The sequence below is a fragment of the Streptomyces sp. HUAS MS02 genome (assembly GCF_055702265.1).
The window spans coordinates 3,203,296-3,226,096 of sequence record NZ_CM146747.1 but is presented as its reverse complement, the minus strand read 5'-3'; the positions used below and the strand labels follow the sequence as shown (position 1 = coordinate 3,226,096).

The window sequence follows — 22,801 nt, the reverse complement described above, 5'->3', positions numbered from 1 at the left end:
GTCGATATAGGGACAGCCGGGACGGCGACGTCCGCCGGGCCGGGTGACCGCGCGGCGGCGCCTCCGCGAGCGCCCGGCGCGGAGGAGACCCGAGGCGCGCGGACCCGGGGCTCGGGCGGACCGGATTCCTGGGGCGCCGGTGGCGCCTCGGCCTCGGCGGCACAGGCCGTTCCGCAGTCGCCGGGGGGTGCTCCGTCGCCTCGCGGGTATGCCGCGGGCCCGGGGTATGGGGACGGGTACGGGTACGACACAACGGCGGGGCAAGGGCTTCCGGGGCAGGCGAGGCCAGGTCAGGCGAGGCCGGGGTTCGGTGGTGGTGGGACCGGGCAGCAGGGGGTGCGTTTCGCCGACGGCACGCCCGCGCATGGTTTCCCGCGTCTGACCGACGGCACCCCGGCGCACGGCGCATCGCGCTACGCGGACGGCACCCCGGCGCACGGTTTTCCCCGCCTCCCCGACGGCACGCCCGCGCGTGGCTTCCCGCGTCTGCCCGACGGCACGCCCGCGCACGGCTTCCCGCGTCTTTCGGACGGTGCCCAGGACGGCGGTCGTCCGTCGAGTCGTGGGGAGCACCCCGAGCAGCGTGAAGCGGGCGGGGGTTGGGGCCACCTGGGTGGTGGTCGGCGCGGGCCGGGTGTCGGACACGGCGTGGCGCAGGGGTCGCCCGCAGGGGCTCCCTATGGTGGGCCGGGCGAGGCGTCACCCCATGGCGCCCCGTACGGCGTGCCTTCGGAGAGCTCGGGCCGTCGTATCCCCATTCCCCGGCAGCGGCAGGAGACCATGCCCCCCGGTGGCCCCCGCCAGGCTTACCTGGACGCCTTCGACGAGGTCGACGACGTCTTCGCACCCGGCCGGACCCATCGTGGCGCGCCGGGTGCCGACGACGGCCGGGCCGAGACGGCTCTGCAGGAGCAACCGCCGCGCGGGCGGTCGCCGCAGGAGCAGCCGCACGAGCGGCCCCCGGGCGACGGGACCGGGGCCGCGGGGACGGCGAAGGGTGGCAAGGGGCGGGCGTTCACCGGGATCGCGGCAGCCGCGGTCACCACCGTGCTCGTGGTCGTCGTGGGCGGGCAGATGGCAGTCGGAGAGGACGACACCGTCACTCGGCAGCCGCAGGCCGCCGACGCCGACGAGCGTGCCGTGCGCGACGCCTCGCGCAGCGACAACCGGCCCACCCCCTCTGTTTCTCCCAGCCCGACCGCGACCCCGCTGTCGTACGACCAGAAGATGGACAAGAAGTACCCGCTCGCCGGTGATCTGGAGGGCGGCGGAAAGTTCGAGGCGGTCAGGGGCTTCGACAAGGCGCCGGGGACGGGGCAGAAGTACCGCTACCGGGTCGACGTCGAGAAGGGGCTCGGACTGGAAGCGGAGCTGTTCGCCCAGGCCGTGCAGAAGACTCTGAACGACGACCGGAGTTGGGCCCACAGCGGTGGCCGTACGTTCGAGCGGATCTCCTCGGGGACCCCCGACTTCGTGATCACGCTCGCGAGCCCGGGTACCACCGCGGTCTGGTGCGCCAAGTCGGGCCTCGACACCACCGTGGACAACGTGTCCTGCGACTCGGCCGCCACCGAGCGCGTGATGATCAACGCGTACCGCTGGGCCCAGGGCGCCGAGACGTACGGCGACGAGATGCACGCGTACCGGCAGATGCTGATCAATCACGAGATCGGGCACCGTCTCGGCTACGGCCACCAGACCTGCGACAAGAACGGCGAACTCGCGCCGGTCATGCAGCAGCAGAGCAAGTTCCTGACCTTCGGCGGGATCACCTGCAAGGCCAATCCCTGGCCCTACCCGGGGAGTTGACGGGTCACCCCGCGTCGTCGATCGACGCGGAGTGACCGAGTGATCCCTTAGCGCGACAAAACGCGTCCCGCTAGCGAAAGTTACGACCGTTCACCCCTTTTGGTGGCGCGATGGACAACCGTCCGTCGCGCCACCGCCTTGTCCGCATACGTTCGTCCCGCTGCGGGCCGCCGGGCGAACGGCGGCTCCTCAAACGGGAGATCGGGGGTGCACGCGTGCGCATCGGACTGCTTACGGAGGGTGGCTATCCGTATGTGAGCGGTGACGCCAGGCTCTGGTGCGACCGACTCGTACGTGGGCTGGAGCGACACGAGTTCGACGTCTACGCGCTCAGCCGGAGCGAGCGACAGGAGGACGAGGGCTGGATCCCGCTGCCGCCACAGGTCCGCCGGGTCCGCACGGCACCGCTGTGGACGGTCGAGGACGACGGGATCGTCCACGGCCGACGCGCGCGAAGGCGCTTCGCTGAGGCGTACGGGGAGCTGGTGGCGTCTGTCTGTTCGGGGGGAGCCGGCGGCGGTGCGGGCGGGTTCGGCGGTGTGGCCGGGATCGGCGGCGTGGCCGGGACGGTCCTCGACGGGGTGGCCGCGAATGGCTTCGACGGTCCGGCCGTGGATGGTCTCGACGGTGCGGCCGGTGCTGAGGCGGACCGTTTCGGCAACGCGCTGTACGGGCTTGCCGAGCTGGCCCGGGACGAGGGCGGACTCGTGGGCGCGCTGCGTTCCGAGGACGCCGTCCGCACACTGGAGCGCGCCTGTCGCGCGCCGGGCGCACTGCGAGGGGCGCGCGAGGCTCGCGTGCCGGATCTGCTGACGGTCGCCTCGCATCTCGAACGCGCCCTGCGCCCCCTCTCGCTCGACTGGTACGAGGACGACGGGCTGGGCGCCGTCGACCTGTGCCATGCGGCGGCGGGCGGGTCGGCCGCGCTGCCCGGACTGTTGGCCCGTCACTTCCACGGGGTGCCGCTCCTGGTCACCGAGTACGGCGTGCCGCTCCGGGCGCACTACCTCGGGGCCTCGGGAGAGGCGCCGGTACGCGCGCTCCTCGCTGCCTTCCACCGGCGACTGACGGCGGAGGTGTACCGGCGGGCCGCCTTCCTCACCCCTGGCAACACCCATGCCCGCCGCTGGCAGGAGCGCTGCGGCGCCGACCGAGCCAAGATCCGTACGGTCTACCCCGGCATGGACGCCGGTCGCTTCGCCGAGGTGGGCGAGTCGCCGGAGTGTGCGGATCCGCACACGCTGGTGTGGGTGGGCCGCATCGAGCCCGCCAAGGACCTGATCTCGCTGCTGCACGCCTTCGCCGAGGTCCGGCGGGCGGAGCCGAGGGCGCGGCTCAGGATCGTCGGAGCGGCCGCGGGAGCCGAGGCCACCGCCTATCTGGGCCACTGCAAGGCCCTCGCCGCACAGCTCTTCCCCGACGAGGCGGACGGTGTCCACGCGGTCGGCGACAACCCCGTCTCCTTCGAGGAGATCGGTGACCCGGCCGTCCCCGACCTGGCCGAGGCGTACGCCGCCGGGGCGGTGGTCGTGCTGTCGAGTGTGGTCGAGGGCTTCCCGATCAGTCTGGTCGAGGCCATGTTCTGCGGTCGGCCCACGGTCTCCACCGACGTGGGAGCGGTCGTGGAGGTCATCGGCGGCACCGGACTCGTCGTCCCCCCGCGCAATCCGCGGGCGCTCGCCGAAGCGTGCGTGGCGCTCCTGCGCGAACCCGAGCGCCGTGCGCGCCTGGGCGCGGCCGCCCGCGCCCGCGCTCTCGAACTCTTCACGGTGGAACAGAACGTCGCGGCATTTCGTGGCATCTACCTGGAGATCGTCTCCCACGCCCCCGTGCACAGGATCGTCCTCGACGGCACCGGTGAACCACTGCCCTTTGGGTCCCCTGCTGAGTCCCACGTCCCCGGCCGCTGGACCGAGTCGCGCCCGGCGGCGGGCGGCCTCGGGGTCGCGGGAGTCGCCGGGGTCGCTGGGGTCGTGGGGGTTGCCGGAGGAGCGGGGATTTCCGGGGCCGCGGCGGCGGTCGCCGGTGCGGCGGGGTCGGGCGGGGGTGCCGTCGGAAGGCCACGGTGGGCGGTTGGCTCGCCCGTGCGGGCCACGACGCCGGGCCGGGCCGTTCTGTCCGGGCGGGACGGGGTGCCTGAGCGGAGCCGGGTGCCGGGGCCGGACACGGCGTTGGCGGCGGGCGGGACTTCGACTGCTGGGACCACGGCCGCAGCGGCGGCCACGGCCTCGGCTGCGACGACGGGTTCGGCTGCGACCACGGAGCCGGCAGCGGCCACGGGTTCGGCCTCGGTGGCGAGTGCCGCCTCGGCCGAGGCCATGGCTTCGGCCCCGCGCACGGCTCAGGCGGCAGCGGCGGCCACGTCGGCCGCGGTCGCGGTGCGGGCTGTAGCGAGGCCTTCGGGTGCCACCGCCGAGGAGCCGGTGCCCGCCGCGGAGGAGCCGGCTCCCGCCGCCGAGGAGCCGGTGCCCGCGGGGGAGGGGGCGCGATGAGCGAGTTGCGGCTGGACGGACTGGACGGGCTGGACGGGCTGGACGGGTGCGATGCGAAGCTCCCGCCGGAGGCCGTGACTTCGGGCGACCCCCTGGCCTCGCGGGACCTCGTCGCCCCGCCCGGTCCTGCGCTCCGGGTGGACGACGACGGCCTTGCCCTGCCCGAGGCCGTGCCCCGGTCCGCTTCCCGGCGCGGTGCCGTGGACCCCGTGAAGGCCCTGATGCACCGGCACCGGGAACTCTGCGAGCGAGCGGTCGACCCCTTGGAGATCGCCGCCGGGCTGGAGGCCCACGGGGTGACCGACCGAACGGCCGCCCGCTTCCGGCATCGCGATGTGTTCTCGCTCGCCGAGGAGATGTACGCACGCGTGTCGCGCGACGGGGAGGAATCCACGGAGCGCGAGCCGGTGCCGAGCGCAACCGGCGCACGCCGTGGCTGGGCGGTGTTCGCCCTCTTGCCGGGCGCCCTGTGCGCGGCGGGCGTCGCAGGAGTACGGCTCACCGACGGCCAACCCCGTCTCATGGCCGCGGCCCTCGGCGCTCTCGCGGTGGCGCTCGGTCTCCGTGCGGCTCTCGACCGCGGTCCACTGCGCGCACCGTCCGGCACCGCGCGCCGCACCCGCACCTGGACGTGTTGGCTCATCGCCTACGCCCTCCTCGGCGACGGCCTGCTCACCGCCGGTCTCGCAGGCGGGCCCCACGGCCTCTGGCCCCTGGCCGTCACCCCCGTACTCGCCCTCGCCCTGTCCTGCGCTCCCGCCGTCTGGTGCGCCCACCTCCTCTCCGCGCGGGCCCGCCGCAAACTCCGCACCAGCCGCGGCCTCGCGGAGTTCGCCGAGTCCATGAAGCCCCTGATCCTCGGGGTGTCCGCACTCCACCTCGGTGCCCTGGCCGCCCTGCTGGCGCTGTGCGGGGCGGTCCTGAACGAGCCCACCGGATATGCGGGCGCCGCCGCCCTCGGGGCGCTCCTTCTGCTCGCGCGTCTCCTCATCGCTCACGGCTTCTCCCAGGCCCCGGTGGTCGCCCTCCGCGCAGCCGCCCTGGCCGAGGCGGTCGCGCTGGGCACGGTCTTCGCGAGCCGCCTGCCCGGCTGCTCCTTCCTGGCCGCACCCGTCGAGACGATCGCCCGCGCCTGGGGTCCCGAGGCCGTACCCGCGCTCGTGTGCGGCGCCGCCGCGCTCACCCTGCTCGTCCACGCGACCCGCACGCTCACCCGGGCCTCGGCCCACGCCCTGCCCCCCGGGGCGACCTGACCCCTCGGGCTTCGCACCACGGCCTCACACCGCCACGCGAAGTCCGAGCCCGATCGACGCACGGGGCTTCCGTCCCGGACGTCCCCTCCCGCGGGGCCGACACCGCGGGCCACCTCAGCACCCACGGCACCACCCCATAAGGAGAACGCCAGATGATCACCTCCCGAACCGGAGAACCCGCCCCGGGAGCCGCCCGATGAGGGTCCTGCTGATCGGAGCCAACGGATACCTCGGCCGCTTCGTCGCCGAACGTCTGCTCGCCGACCCGGCCGTCCAACTCACCGCGCTCGGCCGCGGCGACGACGCCGACGTACGGTTCGACCTCGCCACCGGCAGCCCCGGCGCGCTCACCCGCTTCCTGGACGCCGTCCACCCCGGAGTGGTCGTCAACTGCGCCGGCGCCACCCGGGGCGGCGCCCGCGAACTCACCCGGCACAACACCGTCGCCGTCGCCACCGTCTGCGAGGCCCTGCGCCGCAGCGGCTGCGGGGCACGTCTGGTGCAGCTCGGGTGCGGCGCGGAGTACGGGCCCAGCCAGCCCGGGTCCTCCACCGCCGAGGACGCCGTGCCCCGCCCCGGCGGCCCGTACGGTGTGAGCAAGCTCGCCGCGACCGAGCTCGTCCTCGGCTCCGGCCTGGACGCCGTGGTCCTGCGCGTCTTCTCGCCCGCCGGCCCCGGCACACCCGCCGGCTCCCCGCTCGGCCGGCTCGCCGAAGCCATGCGCCGCGCCATGCAGTCCGGCGACGGCGAACTCAAACTCGGCGGCCTCGGTGTCCAGCGCGACTTCGTCGACGTACGCGATGTCGCCCGCGCCGTCCACGCCGCCTCGCTCTCCGCCGCTCAGGGTGTGATCAACATCGGCTCGGGCCGCGCCGTGCGCCTCCGTGACGCCGCGGCCGTCCTCGCTCGCGTCGCCGGCTACGGGGGAGCCCTCCACGAACTGGACGCCCCGCCCAACCCCCTCAGGTCGACCATCGGCCACCCTCGCCCCGAACCCGACCACGCCGCCCCCGTCTCCTACCCCTACCCGGACGGCTGCGGCAGCTGGCAGCAGGCCGATGTGCGCACCGCCCGCGACCGGCTCGGCTGGCGGCCCCGCATCAACCTGGAGGAGTCCCTCGCCGACATCTGGATGGAGGCGGCATGCCGTATCTGACCCCCGCCCCGTCGGGCATCGCCCGCACCGGCTTAAGTCAGGGCATCGGCGTCCCCGGCTATGCCCACCCCCTCGTCGCTCCACTGGAATGGGGCGAACTCACCCGCCCCGGCACCCCTCTGCACTGGGTCGCCCTCGACGTCTCCGACGGCCCCGGCACCCGCCCCGACCGGCACTGTCTGGAGGCCGCCGGACGGTTGCGGAACGCGGGCGTCCAGGTCCTCGGCCGGGTGGACATGACCTTCGGGGCGCGCGCCTTCGCCGAGATCGCCGCCGACGCCCGCCGCTATCTCGACTGGTACCTCGTCGACGGCTTCCTCCTGGACCGCTGTCCCACCGAGCGCGGCTCCCTCGCCGAGACCGGCCGCGCGGTCACCACACTCCGCGCCCTCCTCGGCGGCGGCCACGTCGTCCTCGGCCATGGCACCCATCCGCATCCCGGGTATGTCGAGATCGCCGACCAGCTGGTGACCTTCTCCGGCTCCTGGAGCGACTACCGGTGGTCGCAGGTGGCCGAATGGACCGCCGACCATCCCCCCGAGCGCTTCTGCCACTTCGTCCACGGTGTCCCGCGCGGTCACCTCGACGAGGCGCTGCGGATCGCCCGCTGGCAGGGCGCCGCCACGATCTACTTCACGGACCGCACCGATCGCCACGGGAGGGTCGACCCCTGGGAGACGATGCCCGGCTACTGGGACGAAGTCGTCTCGCTGGTTGGGACGGGTGTCTCGGAATGAAAAAGGGCGTGGCAGTGTTACGGGGAGAACAACTGTAGTGATTGACCGACCAACGGAGTCCCCGTGTCGCTGCCACCCCTGGTCGAGCCCGCTTCCGAGCTCACCGTAGACGAGGTCCGCAGGTACTCCCGCCACCTGATCATCCCCGACGTCGGGATGGACGGGCAGAAGCGGCTGAAGAACGCCAAGGTGCTCTGTGTGGGCGCCGGCGGCCTGGGCTCGCCGGCGCTGATGTACCTGGCCGCGGCGGGCGTCGGGACGCTCGGCATCGTGGAGTTCGACGAGGTCGACGAGTCGAACCTGCAGCGCCAGATCATCCACAGCCAGGCCGACATCGGCCGCTCCAAGGCCGAGTCCGCCCGTGACTCCGTCCTCGGCATCAACCCGTACGTGAACGTGATCCTCCACGAAGAGCGGCTCGAGGCCGAGAACGTGATGGACATCTTCAGCCAGTACGACCTGATCGTCGACGGCACGGACAACTTCGCGACCCGTTACCTGGTCAACGACGCGGCCGTGCTGCTGAACAAGCCGTACGTCTGGGGTTCGATCTACCGCTTCGACGGCCAGGCCTCCGTCTTCTGGTCCGAGCACGGTCCCTGCTACCGCTGCCTCTACCCGGAGCCCCCGCCGCCGGGCATGGTTCCCTCCTGCGCCGAGGGCGGCGTCCTCGGTGTGCTGTGCGCCTCGATCGGCTCCATCCAGGTCACCGAGGCCATCAAGGTCCTCACCGGCACGGGCGAGCCCCTGGTCGGCCGCCTGATGATCTACGACGCCCTGGAGATGCAGTACCGCCAGGTCAAGGTCCGCAAGGACCCCAACTGCGCCGTCTGCGGCGAGAACCCCACCGTCACCGAGCTCATCGACTACGAGGCCTTCTGCGGCGTCGTCTCCGAGGAGGCCCAGGAGGCGGCCGCCGGCTCGACGATCACTCCCAAGCAGCTCAAGGAGTGGATCGACGACGGCGAGAACATCGAGATCATCGACGTCCGCGAGATCAACGAGTACGAGATCGTCTCCATCCCGGGCGCCAAGCTGATCCCGAAGAACGAGTTCCTCATGGGCACCGCCCTGGAGGCCCTTCCGCAGGACAAGAAGATCGTCCTGCACTGCAAGACGGGTGTCCGCAGCGCGGAAGTCCTCGCGGTCCTGAAGTCGGCCGGCTTCGCCGACGCGGTCCACGTCGGCGGTGGCGTGATCGGCTGGGTCAACCAGATCGAGCCCAGCAAGCCGGTCTACTAGCAGAACAGGCCGGTTCGCCGGACGAAGGCCTTCCAAGGAGGGGCTCGGCACCACGGGTGCCGGGCCCCTCCGCGCTGCCCACCCGACAGCCGTGGGCCGGTGCCCGCACCGGTCTACCCGCAGACCTTGCCGTCCTTGGGCACCCTGCCGTCCAGCAGATACGCGTTCACCGTCGAGTCGACACAGCTGCTGCCGCTGCCGTACGCGCCATGCCCCTCGCCCTTCCAGGTGAGCATCACACCGACGCCCTCGCCCAGTTCCCCGGCCATCTTCCGCGCGCCCTCGTAGGGTGTCGCCGGGTCCCCGGTGTTGCCCACCACGAGGACGGGGTCGGCTCCAGGAGCGCTCACCTCCGGTGAGTCCGTGAGACCGGGTACTGGCCAGTCGTGGCACCAGCCCGCCGTGTCCCAGCCCAGGAACTCGCCGAACACGGGAGAGATCTCCCGGAACTCGGGCAGCAGCTTCTTCGTCTCCTCCGGAGCCGGCCGCTGCTTCTGGTCCAAGCACGATATGACCCGTTGGGAGTGGGTCGTCGTGCCGTAGTGGCCCGACGGGTCACGCTCGTTGTACCCGTCGGCCAGCGCCAGCAGCTCGGTGCCGTCGCCGTCCTCCGCGGCGTCGAGCGCGCTGGTCAGTGTGGGCCAGCTCTGCTCGCTGTAGAGCGGCAGGACGATCCCGGTGGTCGCCAGCGTCTGGGTGAGCTCGCGGCCGGACGTCGTCGCCAGTGGTTCGGCGTCGATGCGCTCCAGCAGCTTCCCGATCTTCCGGGTGCCTGCCTCGGGGTCCTCGCCCGTGGACCTCAGATAGTTGTCGAGGGCCCGCTGGAAACCCAGGGCCTGGTTCTTCGCGTGGCCCACCGTGTCGGCGGTCGGGTCGACCACCGCGTCCAGGACCAGGCGTCCCACCTTCTCGGGGAACAGATGGGCGTAGACGCCGCCGAGTTCGGTGCCGTAGGAGATGCCGAAGTAGTGCATCTTCTCGTCGCCGAGGACCTGGCGCATGAGGTCCATGTCGCGCGCGGTCTCGGTGGTGGAGACGTGCGACAGCAGTGTGCCCGCGGCCTTCTCGCAGCCCGCGCCGAAGTCGGCCGCGTCCTCGAAGAAGGCGGTCTCCTCGGTCGCGTCGTCCGGTGTCGCGTCCACCGACTCGCCCGCCTGGATCTCCTTGTCGCTGCGGCAGCGCACCCCCTCGCTCCGGGCCACCCCGCGCGGGTCCCAGCTCACCAGGTCGTACCGCTTGTGCAGTTCGCTCGTCACCCCGGCGTACGACGGGAGCATGGAGACACCTGAGCCGCCCGGGCCGCCGAAGTTGAACAGGAGGGAGCCGACCCGCTCGTCGGCGTCGCCGGTCGCCTCGCTGCGGATCAGCGCGAGCCCGATCGTCGCGCCGTCCGGTTCGGCGTAGTCCAGCGGCACCTTCAGCGTCGCGCACTGCCACTCGTCGCCCGGCGCCGGCCCCTCCGACGTCGCCTCGCAGCGCCCCCAGTCGAGTTCCTGGGGCGCGAACGCGGGTGCCGGTGCGGATGCGGAGGCCTTGCCGTCCTCCTTCTCGTCGTCGGCTCCGTCGTCCGTGCCGCCGCTGCATCCTGCGACCAGCAGCACGGCTGCGGCCAGGGCCGCCCCCCGTGGAAAACGCGCCATGAGCACTTCCCCCCTCTCACTCGACCGCCCGACGGTTGTCCCGAATGACGGTCATGCCATGGTATGCGGACCATCGGCATGCCGAGATGGCCTGTGGATAACGTTCTGACCTGCATGTTCACGAGCAGACGGTGCCGTCTTTCGGTACCTTCCCCATCAGCAGGTAATCGTCCACGGCCGTCTGGACGCAGGCATTGCCGCTGCCGTACGCGCCATGACCCTGCCCTCGGTACGTCAGCCCCACTCCGACCCCCGGCCCGAGCGCCTCGACCATCCTCCGCGCGCCCTCGTACGGTGTGGCCGGGTCGCCCGTGTTGCCGATCACGACGATCGGCGCCGAGCCCGAGGCCCCCACATCGGGGTGGTCGGCCGCGCCGGCGACGGCCCAGTCGGTGCAGCTGAGCAGGGACCAGGCGAGCCACTTACCGAAGACGGGCGACGTCGCCCGGAACTCGGCCAGTCTCGCCTCCACGTCCTCGGTGGTGTAGCGCGGCTTGTCGTCCGCGCAGTTGATGGAGACGTTCGCCGCGGAGATATTGCTGTACTCGCCGTTCTCGCTGCGCCCGTTCAGGGAGTCGGACAGCAGCATCAGCACCTGGCCGTCCCCGTCGTACGCCTGTTCCAGACCCGCTGTCAGGTATTGCCACAGATCCTGGGAGTAGAGGGCCTGGGCGATGCCGTTCCGCGCCTCGGTCTCGGTCAGTTCGCGCGGAAAGACCCCGGGGATCGGCTTTCTGTCGAGGTCGTCGAGCAGCTTGACGATCCGGGCCTCGACGTCCTGCTCGGTGTCGCCCACCGGGCAGTCCGCCACCTGGGAGACACAGTCCCGGGCGTAGTTGTCGAGCGCCCGCTGGAAGCCCTTGGCCTGTCCGAGAGAGCCCTGCTCAGCGGTCTGGGTCGGATCGACGACCGCGTCGAACACGGCACGTCCGACCTTCTCGGGGAACAGGTGCGCGTAGACGCCGCCGAGCTCGGTGCCGTACGAGAAGCCGAAGTAGTGGAGCCTGTCGTCGCCGAGGACCTGGCGCATGAGGTCCATGTCGCGGGCCGCGTCCGTGGTGGGGACGTGCGGGAGGGTCTTGCCGGAGTTCTCCTCGCAGGCGGAGTTGAACGTCTTGGTGCTGTCGAGGAACTCCGTCCGCTCGGACGCGTCGTCCGGTGTCATGTCCTGCTGGAAGTACTCGTCGAGTGCCTCGTCGTCCTCGCACCGGATGCCGGCGCTGCGTCCGACGCCACGCGGGTCGAAGCTCACCAGGTCGTAGCGGGTACGCAGTTTCGCGTAGTCCTCGCCGAACGAGGGGAGCGTCTTGACCCCGGACAGGCCGGGGCCGCCGAAGTTGAAGACGAGTGAGCCGATGCGTCGGCTCCCGGAGCCGCTGGACCGGGCCCGGATCAGTGCGATGCCGATGGTGTCGCCGTCGGGCTCGTCCCAGTCGAGAGGCGCTTTCATGGTGGCGCACTGCCAGCCGTCGCCGTCCGGCAGCGGTGAGGGCGCGGGGCCACCACCCTGGGACTCGGACGGCGCCTCGCAGGTCTTCCAGCTCAGCTTCTGCTTCGTCAGGTCCCCGTCGTCCCCCGGAGCGGCATCGCCGCAGCCCGCCGCCGTCACGGTCAGCAGGACGGCGACGGCGGTCACGGCGACGGCACGCGGTCGGGGTGCGAGGGGCATGCCACCCATCCTGGAGGGGCCCCGAGCGATGCGCTCGGGGCGCGGGCCGTGCGGGTGAGCTGAGGCGTGCCGCCACGCGCGCGTGGACGGCTTGCGACGGACGCGACACCCACGCGCGCGTGGGCGCCCTCTAGAGCGCGCCCTTGCGTGACAGCTGGTTGAAGGCCAGCCATCCCGGCAGCACGGGCAGCCACAGGGTCAGCAGACGGAAGAGCAGCACGGCCGGCGCGGCGACCTCCTTGGGGAGGCCGACGGCGATCAGACCGACCGTCAGGGTGGCCTCGACGGCACCCACACCGCCCGGGGTCGGGGCCGCCGAACCGAGCGCGTTGCCCGCGAGGAAGACGACCGCGACGCTGGCGATGCTGATCGACACGTCCTCGTTGCCGAACGCGCGGATCGAGGCGTCCAGGCACATCACGAAGCAGCCGGTGAGGAGCAGCATGCCGCCGATGCCGGTGACCAGTTTCTGCGGCCGCTGCAGCACGTCGAGCATGCGAGGCACCACACCGGCGAACAGCGACCGCACGCGCGTGACGACGAACTTGCGCAGGAACGGGATGGACGTCACCACCAGCACGAGCACCGCGACCGTCAGCAGGCCCGCGATGACGGTGCGGGACGGTGACAGGGACGGCGTCTTCTCGGTACCGGTCAGATAGCCGAAGGCCAGCAGCATCAGGATGTGGCAGCCGAGTCCGAAGAGCTGCGACGCGCCGACGCTCGCCACGGCGAGTCCCGGCCGCACCCCCGCGCGCTGCAGGAAGCGTGTGTTGAGGGCCACACCGCCCACCGCGGCCGGCGCCACGATCTTCACGAACGAGCCGGCGACCTGCGCCCCGATGGTCCGCAGGAACGGCACCCGCTCCGGCACGAAGCCCAGCAGGCTCATCGCCGCCGCGACATAGCTCAGCGCGGAGAAGAACACCGCGGCGGCGACCCAGCCCCACTCGGCGTTCTCGATGAGCGGTCCGAACTCGATGTGGGTGAGCTGGGTCAGCAGGAAGTACGCGCCGATCGCGCCGGCGATGAGACTGATCAGCGTGCGCGGCTTGACCCGCTCCAGCCGGGCCGGTTCGACCGGTGCCTGGGGCCTGATCAGCAGCACCTGGTGGCGGATCTGGGTGAGCAGGTCCTCCTCGCGGGCCCCCTCCAGGGCCTCGTCGATCGCCCGCTTCTCGGCCCGCTGCTCGGCCCGTACGGACTTCTTGTCGGCCTTGCCCGGCTCGGCGGCCCTGCTGTGCTCCTCCGCACGGGCCTGCTTGGCCAGGTGGGACGCCTCCAGGACCGCCTCGCGCTCCCGTTCGGCGCGCTCCCGGGCGAGTCTGCGCAGCGTCGCGCGCGTGGAGCGCGACAGGGCGATGGGCTGGAGCAGCGGCAGACAGTCGGCCACCGCGTCGGGGCCGAGCACGCTGACCGCCGACGCCACCGCGCGTTCCGCGCCCACCCGCAGACCCAGAGTCGTCAGCAGCTGGGAGACGTCCATCCGGAGCACCAGATCGCCCGCCGCGATCTCGCCGACGCGCAGATCGGTGAGGATCACCGTGCCGGAACGATCCACCAGAATCGCGTCACCCACGAGCCTGCGGTGCGCGATCCGCCGCGACTGCAGTGCTTTCACCTGGTGCCAGGTGTCCGACATCAGCTCGTCGGTGACCTCGTCGTCCGCCAGGGAGTCCAGGGTGCGTCCGCCGGTGTGCTCGTAGACGAGCATCACGGCGTCCGGTCCGAGCTCGGAGGTGGCGATCAGCTTCGGCGCGTTGGCGCCGGCCGCGATGGCCGCGTACGCGAGGAGGGCCTCCTGCTCCAGCGCCTGGCGCAGCGACTGGAGGCTGCGGCGGGTGGTGATGCCGCGCAGCGTCAGACGCCGCCAGACGCGGTAGAAGAAGCCCTGGGCCTGCTGCTCCCGGTCCACGACGGTGACGTCCAGGGGTGGGCCGTCCTCCAGCGTCACGAAGTACCTGCGGCCCCGGTCCCCGCCCTCCGCCGTCTCCGGGATCTCCTCACGGGCCGCGCTCACGGGCTTGAAGCCGACCCGCCTGAGGCCGGCCATCAGCGTCCGGCCGGTCGGGCGGACGTTGGGTGAGCCGACTGCGTACAGCGTTCCGTAGGCGACGGTCCATCCGATCAGCACCGTCAGGATGATCGAGAACGGTGTGGTGTAGCCCGTGACCAGCATGGAGAAGGCGTCCAGCAGGAGCACGATCCACAGCACGGCCCGCCAGCGGGGTCTGCGTGACATGCCGACGGCGGTCATGTACGCGATGACCGGCGCGAGGTAGCCGTGCACGGGGTCCGTGAGCGCGTGGATGTCGCCGGGGGAGGGCTGGGTGAGCGCCTCCTGGATCGAGTCCGGGGCGGCCCTGGCGACCCACAGGTCGGTCGCCAGCGTCACTCCGTGCGCCAGCACCGCCGCGAGCACGCCGTCGGCGATGCGCAGCCCGTCCCGCTTGATCAGCCGTTCGATCGCGAACGCGACCGGTACGAGCAGGATCGCGATGCTCGATCCCAGGCCGGCGAGCTTGATCAGAAGATCGGGCGCCTGCCCCGTGCCCTTGTTGATGTCCTGTTCGAGTCCGGAGGTGGTGCCGTGGGCGAAGGCGGCGATCGCCAGCAGGACGATGACCCCGAGGATGCCCACCGACAGCCGCATGAGGTCGGAGGGGCGGTGCACGCGCGCGGGGAGCAGTGGTTCGTCGCCCTCGACCTCCTCGGCGTGCGCCTCGTCGAGGTCGTCCTCGTCCTGCCCGTCCCGCTGCTTCTCGTCCTCGTCCCCGTGCTCGTGCGCCGAGGGGGACTTCTTCTCGAAGGAGGGAGGGGTGGTGCCGGAGGCCTTCTCCGAGACGTCGTCGGTGCCCTCGTCGCCCCCCTCGGAGGCGTTCGGGCGCGACGAGGCGTCAGAGGTGCCCGACGCGTCATCGGGATGCACGCTCTGCTGCTTCATCGTCTCTTCTTGGTCTCGTATCACCGGTCACCGCCCGCACGATGGTGGCATGCCGGATGGGCACACAGGGGCATCAGGGTGCAATGCGGGGGCGCACAGTCTGCCCGAAGACCGCCCCCGGAGCGAGGGACGCACCCTTTGGCCACCACGTCCCATTGTCGGTGGGGTGGGGCAGGATGGGGCGGATGAGCGAGGAGAGCCTTCCGGCGGACGCCCTGCCGGAGTACGCGGAGCGGGTCCTCGAGGTCGCCGACCTGATCCCGCCGGGGCGGGTCATGACATACGGGGACGTCGCCGAATGGCTGGGGGAGGGCGGCCCGCGCCAGGTGGGCCGCGTCATGGCCCTCTACGGGGGCGCGGTGCCCTGGTGGCGCGTCGTCCGCGCCGACGGAGTCCTGCTGCCCGGCCATGAACTCAGGGCCCTGGACCACTACCGCGCGGAGGCGACCCCCCTGCGCGAGGCGAGCCGGGCCACCGAGGGCCATGTCCCGCGCGTCGACATGAGACGGGCGCGCTGGGACGGCGGTGGGGGCGCGGAGGGTCACACCTGACAGCTTCCGCCATCCGACGGACCTCGGTGCGGCCCCTGGCCCGTACGGGGGACGCGTGGCACGTCGGTGCCATGCCGTACGTTCGTGGGGCGAGGGACGCATGTGCCGTGCACGGCGGGAGGGCTTAAGGGGAAGCCCTGCTTCCGCACCACCCGTCGGCGTAGCGTCGGCTGCGCGTGTCCCTCTCACCCCGCGGCCACCCTCCTCGCCGAGCGGCACGCCGCACACCCGATTCCCGACCACCACCCCTCGACACCGGCGCACCGCGTCGACAGTGACACCCCGCACACCCACCAGGACCGGCGAACCACGTGAGCTCCTCTTTCTCCACCAGGCGCCTGTCGCACACCCAGGTGCGACAGGGGAGCCGTGGCGCTTACCGACTGGTGCGTACCCCACCGGCCCGGACGGACCCCCCTCGTCTGGACGCCGAGCAGCGCGGCGTGGTTGACCACGAGCGGGGGCCCCTGCTCGTTCTCGCAGGTCCGGGCACCGGCAAGACGACCACGCTCGTCGAGTCGGTGGCGGCCCGCATCGCCCGCGGGGGCGACCCGGCGCGCGTGCTGGTCCTCACCTTCAGCCGCAAGGCCGCCGTGGAGCTGCGCGACCGCATGGCGCTGCGCATGGGCGCCGCGCGCGCCCCCCAGGCCACCACCTTCCACTCCTTCTGTTACGCGCTGGTCCGCGCCCACCAGGACAGCGACCTGTTCGTCGAGCCCCTGCGGCTGCTGTCCGGCCCGGAGCAGGACGTGGCGGTCCGGGAACTCCTCGCGGGCCAGCCCGACCTCGAACGCCTGGGCCTCGCGCACGTGCGCTGGCCGGACGAACTGCGCGCCTGCCTGACCACACGCGGCTTCGCCGACGAGGTCCGCGCGGTCCTCGCCCGCAGCCGCGAACTGGGCCTGGCCCCCGACGACCTGCGCGCCTTCGCCGCGCGCATCGGCCGCCCGGACTGGCTCGCGGCCTCCGCCTTCCTCGCCGAGTACCTCGATGTCCTCGACCTCCAGGGCGTGCTCGACTACGCGGAACTGGTCCATCGCGCGGTGCTCCTGGCCGGCCGCCCCGACGTCGCCCGGCGGCTGTCCGCCCAGTACGACGCGGTCTACGTCGACGAGTACCAGGACACGGACCCCGCGCAGGTACGGCTGCTGCGGACCCTCGCCGGAGGCGGCCGCACCCTGGTCGCCTTCGGCGATCCCGACCAGTCGATCTACACCTTCCGGGGCGCCGACGTGAACGGCATCCTGGAGTTCCCGCAGGTCTTCCCGCGCGCGGACGGCCGCCAGGCTCCGGTCGCGGTCCTCAGGAACTCCCGCCGCTCGGGAGCGAACCTGCTCGGCGCCACCCGCCTGCTCACCCAGCGCATGCCGCTCACCCGCCTCCCCGCCGAGAAGGTACGCACCCACCGCGAGCTGAGGCCCGTACGGGACGGAGGGCGCGTCGAGGTCTACACGTACCCGACGCCGGGCACCGAACTGGACAACATCGCGGACGTCCTCCGCCGGGCCCATCTGGAGGACGGCGTCCCCTGGAGCGAGATGGCCGTCCTGGTGCGCGCCGGCGCCCGCACGATCCCCTCGATCCGGCGCGCCCTCACCGCTGCGGGCGTTCCCCTGGAGATCGACGGCGACGACCTGCCCCTGCGCCACGAACCGGCCGTACAGCCCCTGCTGACGGCGTTGCGGGCGGTGGCGCGGGCGGAGCTGGGGGAGACGACGGCCGTGACGGGCTCGGCAGAGGAAGCCGACGAGTCACCCGAAGTGTCCGAACCGGCGGATCCGTCCGGGCGGTCCCACCCGTCCGACGCGCAGCCCTGCTGGCTCGACACCGAAACCGCGCTCGACCTCCTCACCTCCCCCTTGGCGGGTATGGACACCGCCGACCTGCGACGCCTGGGCCGCGCGTTGCGCGAGGAGGAGCGAGCCGGCGGCAACCCCGTACCGCCGCCGTCGGACGAACTCCTGGCACGCGCGCTGGCCGAGCCGGAACGGCTGGTGGCACACGATCCGGTGTACGCGAGGGGCGCACAGCGCCTCGGCGCGCTGCTGCGGAAGGCCCGTGAAGGCCTCGCGGGCGGCGGTACGGCCGAGGAGGCGCTGTGGGAGCTGTGGGACGGCACGCCGTGGCCCCGGCGCCTGGAACGCGCCGCCCGGCGAGGTGGCACGGCCGGACGCAACGCGGACCGTGACCTGGACGCCGTGTGCGCGCTGTTCGCCACGGCGGCCCGCGCGGAGGAGCGCACCGGCGGCCTGGGCGCCCTCAACTTCCTGGCGGAGATCGAGGCCGAGGACATCGCCGCCGACACGCTGACCGGGCGGGCCGTCCGCCCCGCCGCCGTACGCCTGATGACCGCGCACCGCGCCAAGGGCCTGCAGTGGCGCCTGGTCGTCGTCGCGGGTGTCCAGGAGGGGCTCTGGCCGGACCTCCGCCGCCGCGGTTCGCTCCTGGAGGCCGACCGCATCGGCCGCGACGGTCTCGCCGAACCGCTCACGCCGGGCGCCCTCCTCGCGGAGGAACGCCGTCTGTTCTACGTGGCCGCCACGCGCGCGCGTGAGCGCCTCGTCGTCACCGCGGTGAAAGCCCCAGCCGACGACGGCGATCAGCCCTCCCGCTTCCTCACCGAACTGGGGGTCGAGCCGAAGGACGTCACGGGCCGTCCCCGCCGCCCGCTGTCCGTGGCCGCCCTCGTCGCCGAGCTGCGCGCCACCACGGTGGACCCGCGCGTGTCCGAGACGCTCCGCGAGGCGGCCGCCCTGCGGCTGGCCCGGCTGGCCGCGCTGAGCGACGAGGACGGCCGTCCGCTCGTGCCGTCGGCGCATCCCCACCGCTGGTGGGGCATGTTCGAGCCGACCGAGAGCAAGGTGCCGCTCAGGAACCGTGACCAGCCCGTCGTGCTGTCCGGCAGCGCCCTCGACCAGCTCGCCAACACCTGCGCCCTGCAGTGGTTCCTGGGCCGTGAGGTGAAGGCCGACGCGCCCGCGACCGCCGCCCAGGGTTTCGGCAACGTCATCCACGTGCTCGCCGACGAGGTCGCCTCCGGGCGCACCCCGGCCGACCTCGACGTCCTCATGGAACGCCTCGACTCCGTCTGGAACGCGCTCGCCTTCGACGCGCCCTGGAAGTCGGACCAGGAGAAGCAGCACGCGCGCGTGGCGCTCGAACGCTTCCTGCAGTGGCATGTCATGGACCGAGCGGGGCGGGCCCCGGTGGCCAGCGAGCACGACTTCGACGTCACCCTCGAGGCGGGCGATTATGAGGTGCGCATCCGAGGCTCCATGGACCGTGTCGAGACCGACACCGAGGGCCGTGCCTACGTCGTCGACTTCAAGACAGGCAAGCAGTCCGTGAGCTCCGCCGAGGTGAGCCGCCACCCCCAGCTCGCCGTGTACCAGCTCGCGGTCCGCGAGGGAGCTGTCGACGAGCCCTTCGGTGGCGTACGTCCCGAACCGGGCGGCGCCGAACTCGTCCAGCTGCGGCAGGGGGCCGCCAAGAAGAACGGTGGCGAGAGCGTCCCCAAGGTGCAGGCGCAGGGCCCCGTCGAAGGCGCGGAAGGGGAGTGGGTGGCGGACCTCCTGGCCACCGCCGCGGGCAAGGTCCTGGACGAGCGTTTCTCCCCGACCGCCGGACAACACTGTGCACACTGCGCTTTCCGGGCATCGTGCAGCGCCCGCCCCGAGGGCCGTCACGTGGTCGAGTGACCGCGCCCGCTCGGCGGCCCGGCGGCCGCTGTCAGTGGTCGGCGTTAGCCTCTCTGGAATGTCCGCCCGTATCAGCGATCCCGAGCAGCTCAAGGAGCTCCTCGGCATCCCGTTCACCCCGGAGCAGACGGCCTGCGTCGTCGCGCCGCCCGCGCCGCAGGTGATCGTGGCGGGAGCCGGGTCGGGCAAGACCACCGTGATGGCCGCGCGCGTGGTGTGGCTGGTCGGCACCGGACAGGTCGCCCCCGAACAGGTGCTGGGCCTGACGTTCACGAACAAGGCGGCGGGCGAACTAGCCGAGCGCGTACGCAAGGCACTGGTCAAAGCGGGCATCACCGACCCGGACGTGATCGACCCGGACAACCCGCCGGGCGAGCCGGTCATCTCCACCTACCACGCCTTCGCGGGCCGCCTGCTGACCGACCACGGCCTGCGCATAGGCCTGGAACCCACCTCCCGGCTCCTCGCCGACGCCACCCGCTACCAGCTCGCCGCACGCGTCCTGAGGGAGTCCCCGGGCCCCTACCCGGCACTGACCCGCTCCTTCCCCGACCTGGTCAGCGACCTGCTGACCCTCGATTCCGAACTCGCCGAGCACCTCGTACGACCCGAGGACCTGCGCGCGTACGACGCCGACCTGCTGCGCGAACTGGAGGGTGCCAAGCTCACCAACGCGGATCTGCGCAAGGTCCCCGAAGCGGCCGCCGCCCGACGCGAACTCACCGAACTGGTCGGCCGCTACCGCGCGGCCAAGCGCGAGCGGGACCTCCTCGACTTCGGCGACCAGATCGCCCTGTCCGCCCGCCTCGCCCGACTCCCCGAGGTGGGGCGCATCCTGCGGGACGAGTTCCGCGTGGTCCTGCTCGACGAGTACCAGGACACCTCGGTCGCCCAACGCGTCCTGCTGTCAGGTCTGTTCGGGGGCGGCACCGGCCACCCCGTGACGGCTGTGGGCGACCCCTGCCAGGCGATCTACGGCTGGCGCGGCGCCTCCGTCGCCAACCTCGACGACTTCCCCGAGCACTTCGCCCACCCCGACGGCAGCCCCGCGACCCGCCAGTCGCTCAGCGAGAACCGCCGCAGCGGCGGCCGTCTGCTCGACCTCGCCAACGGTCTCGCGGAGCCCCTGCGGGCCATGCACGCGGGCGTGGAGGCCCTCCGGCCCGCCCCCGGCGCCGAACGCGACGGTGTGGTCCGCTGCGCCCTGCTGAACACGCACGCCGAGGAACTGGACTGGCTCGCCGACTCGATCGCCCATCTGGTGCGCACCGGCAAGGAGCCCGGCGAGATCGCGGTCCTGTGCCGCACCGCCACCGACTTCGCCGAGATCCAGGGCGCGCTCGTCGCCCGGGACATCCCGGTCGAGGTCGTCGGCCTCTCCGGACTGCTCCACCTCCCCGAGGTCGCCGACCTCGTCGCGGTCTGCGAGGTCCTCCAGGATCCCGGTGCCAACGCCTCCCTCGTCCGCCTCCTCACCGGCCCGCGCTGGCGGATCGGGCCCCGCGACCTCGCTCTCCTGGGGCGCCGGGCCAGGCTGCTCGTGTCCCACGCGCGCGTGGACGGTGACGCCGACTCGGACCGCCGGCTCGCCGCTGCCGTCGAGGGCGTCGACCCGTCCGAGGTGATCTCGCTGGCGGACGCCCTGGACACCTTCCTGGAACTCCCCCTCGAAGCCGAGGCTGAGGACGACGGCCTGCCGTTCTCGACGGACGCGCGCATCCGGTTCGCCCGGCTCGCCGCCGAACTGCGTGATCTGCGCCGCTCGCTCGCCGACCCGCTCATGGACGTCCTCCACCGGGTCCTCGCCGTCACCGGCCTGGAGGTGGAACTCTCCGCCTCCCCCCACGCGCTCGCCGCACGCCGCCGCGAGACCCTGTCCAACTTCCTGGACATCGCCGCCTCCTTCGCCGCCAACAGCGCCGGAGAGGCCACCCTCCTCGCCTTCCTCGGCTTCCTGCGCACGGCCGCCCAGTACGAGAAGGGCCTCGACAACGCCCTGCCGGGGGGAGAGAACACCGTCAAGGTCCTCACCGCCCACAAGTCCAAGGGCCTGGAATGGGACGTCGTCGCCGTCCCCGGTCTGGTCACCGGCACCTTCCCCAGCACCCAGGGCCGGGAGAAGTGGACCGCCCAGGGCAAGGTCCTGCCGCACGAGCTGCGCGGCGACGCCGACACCCTGCCGGACGTCGAGGCCTGGGACTCGCGCGGCCTGAAGGCCTTCCAGGAGGCCATGAAGGACCACCAGCACACCGAGGAACTCCGCCTCGGCTACGTGACGTTCACCCGCCCCCGCTCCCTGCTCCTCGGCTCCGGCCACTGGTGGGGCCCGTCCCAGAAGCGCCGCCGCGGGCCGTCCGACTTCCTCAAGGCCCTGTACGACCACTGTGTCGCCGGGCACGGCGAGATCGAGGCATGGGCCGACGAGCCGGAGGAGGACGCCGAGAACCCCGCTCTGCACGCGACGGCGGCCGACCACGCCTGGCCGCTCCCGCTCGACGACGCGGCTCTGATGCGCCGCAGGGCGGCTGCCCGGACCGTCCTGGCCCACCTGGACCGCGCCGCCTCCCACGAGGACACGCATCCGGGGGCAACAGAGGAGGACTTCCCGGACGAACCACCCATCGGCGAGGACGAAGGCCTCTTCATCGACGAGGACGACGCCCCCTTCATCGACGAGGACACCGACGACTGGGACTCCTGGTCGTCGGACCGTCCCGCGCAGGCTCCGCACGCGCGCGTGGACCGCCCCGCGCCGGACGGGCGCACGCCCGCCGTGCCGCACGCCCGCAGGCATCCCGGCGCGTCCGGGCTCACCCCCGAGGAGGCCCGCACCGTCGCCTCGTGGGACCGCGACCTGGACGCCCTCACCGGGGAACTCGTGCGAGCCCGCGCGAAGGTCACCGACGTACCCCTGCCGGCGTCGCTGACCACCTCGCAGCTGATGCGTCTCGCCGCCGATCCGGACGGCTTCGCGCAGGAACTCGCCCGCCCCATGCCGCGCCCCCCACAGCCCGCGGCCCGGCGCGGCACCCGTTTCCACGCCTGGCTGGAGGCCCGTTTCGAAGAGCTGCGGCTGCCGATGCTGGAGCCCGAGGAACTGCCCGGCAGAGAGGCCGAGATCGCGGACGAACTGGACCTGGAAGCCCTCAAAGAGGCATTCGAACGCACGCCGTACGCGCACCGCACCCCGCACCGGGTCGAGGCCCCCTTCCAGATCGACATCGCCGGCCGGGTCGTGCGCGGCCGCATCGACGCCGTCTACCGGGACGACGACGGCGACGGGACGACGACGTACGAGATCGTCGACTGGAAGACCAGCCGCACCCGCGCCGCCGACCCCCTCCAGCTCGCCGTCTACCGGCTGGCCTGGGCCGAGCAGCAGGGCGTGCCGCTGGAGTCCGTCGACGCCGTCTTCCTGTACGTCCGCACCGGAGCCGTCGTCCGGCCGGCGAACCTCCCCGGCCGGGACGCACTGGAAAGACTGCTCCTGGAGGAATCCGGTACCGAAGAGGGACCGGATCCGGCCACGGAGGGATCGGAGCCGTCGGCGGACGAACCGGAGGCGTTCACGGACGAACCGCCTGACGAGCATGCCGCCGCGGGCCGATAG

12 protein-coding genes are annotated in these 22,801 nt (G+C 72.5%); 9 read left to right on the top strand and 3 right to left on the bottom strand.

Annotated elements, in window-relative coordinates; all coding sequences use genetic code 11:
- Positions 1-486 precede the first annotated feature (486 nt).
- The 6 genes from ACZ9QC_RS13625 (at position 487) to moeZ (ending at position 8,689) form a co-directional block, all read left to right on the top strand.
- Positions 487-1,809: a DUF3152 domain-containing protein gene (locus tag ACZ9QC_RS13625; RefSeq protein ID WP_472921677.1), complete on the top strand. Its 1,323-nt coding sequence runs from the start codon at positions 487-489 to the stop codon at positions 1,807-1,809.
- A 215-nt stretch (positions 1,810-2,024) separates the two neighbouring features.
- Positions 2,025-4,301, top strand: a complete 2,277-nt coding sequence (locus ACZ9QC_RS13620; protein WP_472920384.1) for a DUF3492 domain-containing protein — start codon at positions 2,025-2,027, stop codon at positions 4,299-4,301.
- Entirely contained in the window at positions 4,298-5,554 is a 1,257-nt protein-coding gene (locus tag ACZ9QC_RS13615; RefSeq protein WP_472920383.1) for a hypothetical protein, read from the top strand. The genes ACZ9QC_RS13620 and ACZ9QC_RS13615 overlap by 4 nt, the downstream gene beginning before the upstream one ends.
- 196 nt (positions 5,555-5,750) lie before the next feature.
- Complete coding sequence (locus tag ACZ9QC_RS13610) at positions 5,751-6,710, top strand: NAD-dependent epimerase/dehydratase family protein (protein WP_215448875.1); 960 nt, start codon at positions 5,751-5,753, stop codon at positions 6,708-6,710.
- Entirely contained in the window at positions 6,698-7,447 is a 750-nt protein-coding gene (locus ACZ9QC_RS13605; RefSeq protein ID WP_472920382.1) for a spherulation-specific family 4 protein, read from the top strand. Before ACZ9QC_RS13610 ends, ACZ9QC_RS13605 begins: the two co-directional genes overlap by 13 nt.
- 63 nt (positions 7,448-7,510) lie before the next feature.
- The gene (moeZ, locus tag ACZ9QC_RS13600; protein WP_215448877.1) at positions 7,511-8,689 is read left to right on the top strand and encodes an adenylyltransferase/sulfurtransferase MoeZ; all 1,179 of its coding nucleotides are present in this window, start codon (positions 7,511-7,513) and stop codon (positions 8,687-8,689) included.
- A 113-nt stretch (positions 8,690-8,802) separates the two neighbouring features.
- Here moeZ and ACZ9QC_RS13595 read toward each other — a convergent pair whose 3' ends face one another.
- The 3 genes from ACZ9QC_RS13595 to ACZ9QC_RS13585 all read right to left on the bottom strand — a co-directional run bounded on the left by ACZ9QC_RS13595 (position 8,803) and on the right by ACZ9QC_RS13585 (position 14,942).
- A complete protein-coding gene (locus ACZ9QC_RS13595; protein ID WP_472920381.1) occupies positions 8,803-10,329 on the bottom strand; it encodes an alpha/beta hydrolase in 1,527 nt (508 codons plus the stop codon).
- A 118-nt stretch (positions 10,330-10,447) separates the two neighbouring features.
- The gene (locus ACZ9QC_RS13590) at positions 10,448-11,998 is read right to left on the bottom strand and encodes an alpha/beta fold hydrolase (protein WP_472920380.1); all 1,551 of its coding nucleotides are present in this window, start codon (positions 11,996-11,998) and stop codon (positions 10,448-10,450) included.
- A gap of 130 nt (positions 11,999-12,128) precedes the next feature.
- Complete coding sequence (locus tag ACZ9QC_RS13585) at positions 12,129-14,942, bottom strand: lysylphosphatidylglycerol synthase transmembrane domain-containing protein (protein WP_472920379.1); 2,814 nt, start codon at positions 14,940-14,942, stop codon at positions 12,129-12,131.
- 185 nt (positions 14,943-15,127) lie between these two features.
- On the opposite strand from ACZ9QC_RS13585, the gene ACZ9QC_RS13580 reads away from it, so the two are divergent.
- From ACZ9QC_RS13580 to ACZ9QC_RS13570, 3 genes are all read left to right on the top strand, one after another.
- The gene (locus tag ACZ9QC_RS13580) at positions 15,128-15,493 is read left to right on the top strand and encodes an MGMT family protein (protein ID WP_467300441.1); all 366 of its coding nucleotides are present in this window, start codon (positions 15,128-15,130) and stop codon (positions 15,491-15,493) included.
- Between the two features lie 311 nt (positions 15,494-15,804).
- Entirely contained in the window at positions 15,805-19,191 is a 3,387-nt protein-coding gene (locus tag ACZ9QC_RS13575) for an ATP-dependent helicase (RefSeq protein ID WP_472920378.1), read from the top strand.
- A 58-nt stretch (positions 19,192-19,249) separates the two neighbouring features.
- Positions 19,250-22,801, top strand: a complete 3,552-nt coding sequence (locus ACZ9QC_RS13570) for a UvrD-helicase domain-containing protein (RefSeq protein WP_472920377.1) — start codon at positions 19,250-19,252, stop codon at positions 22,799-22,801.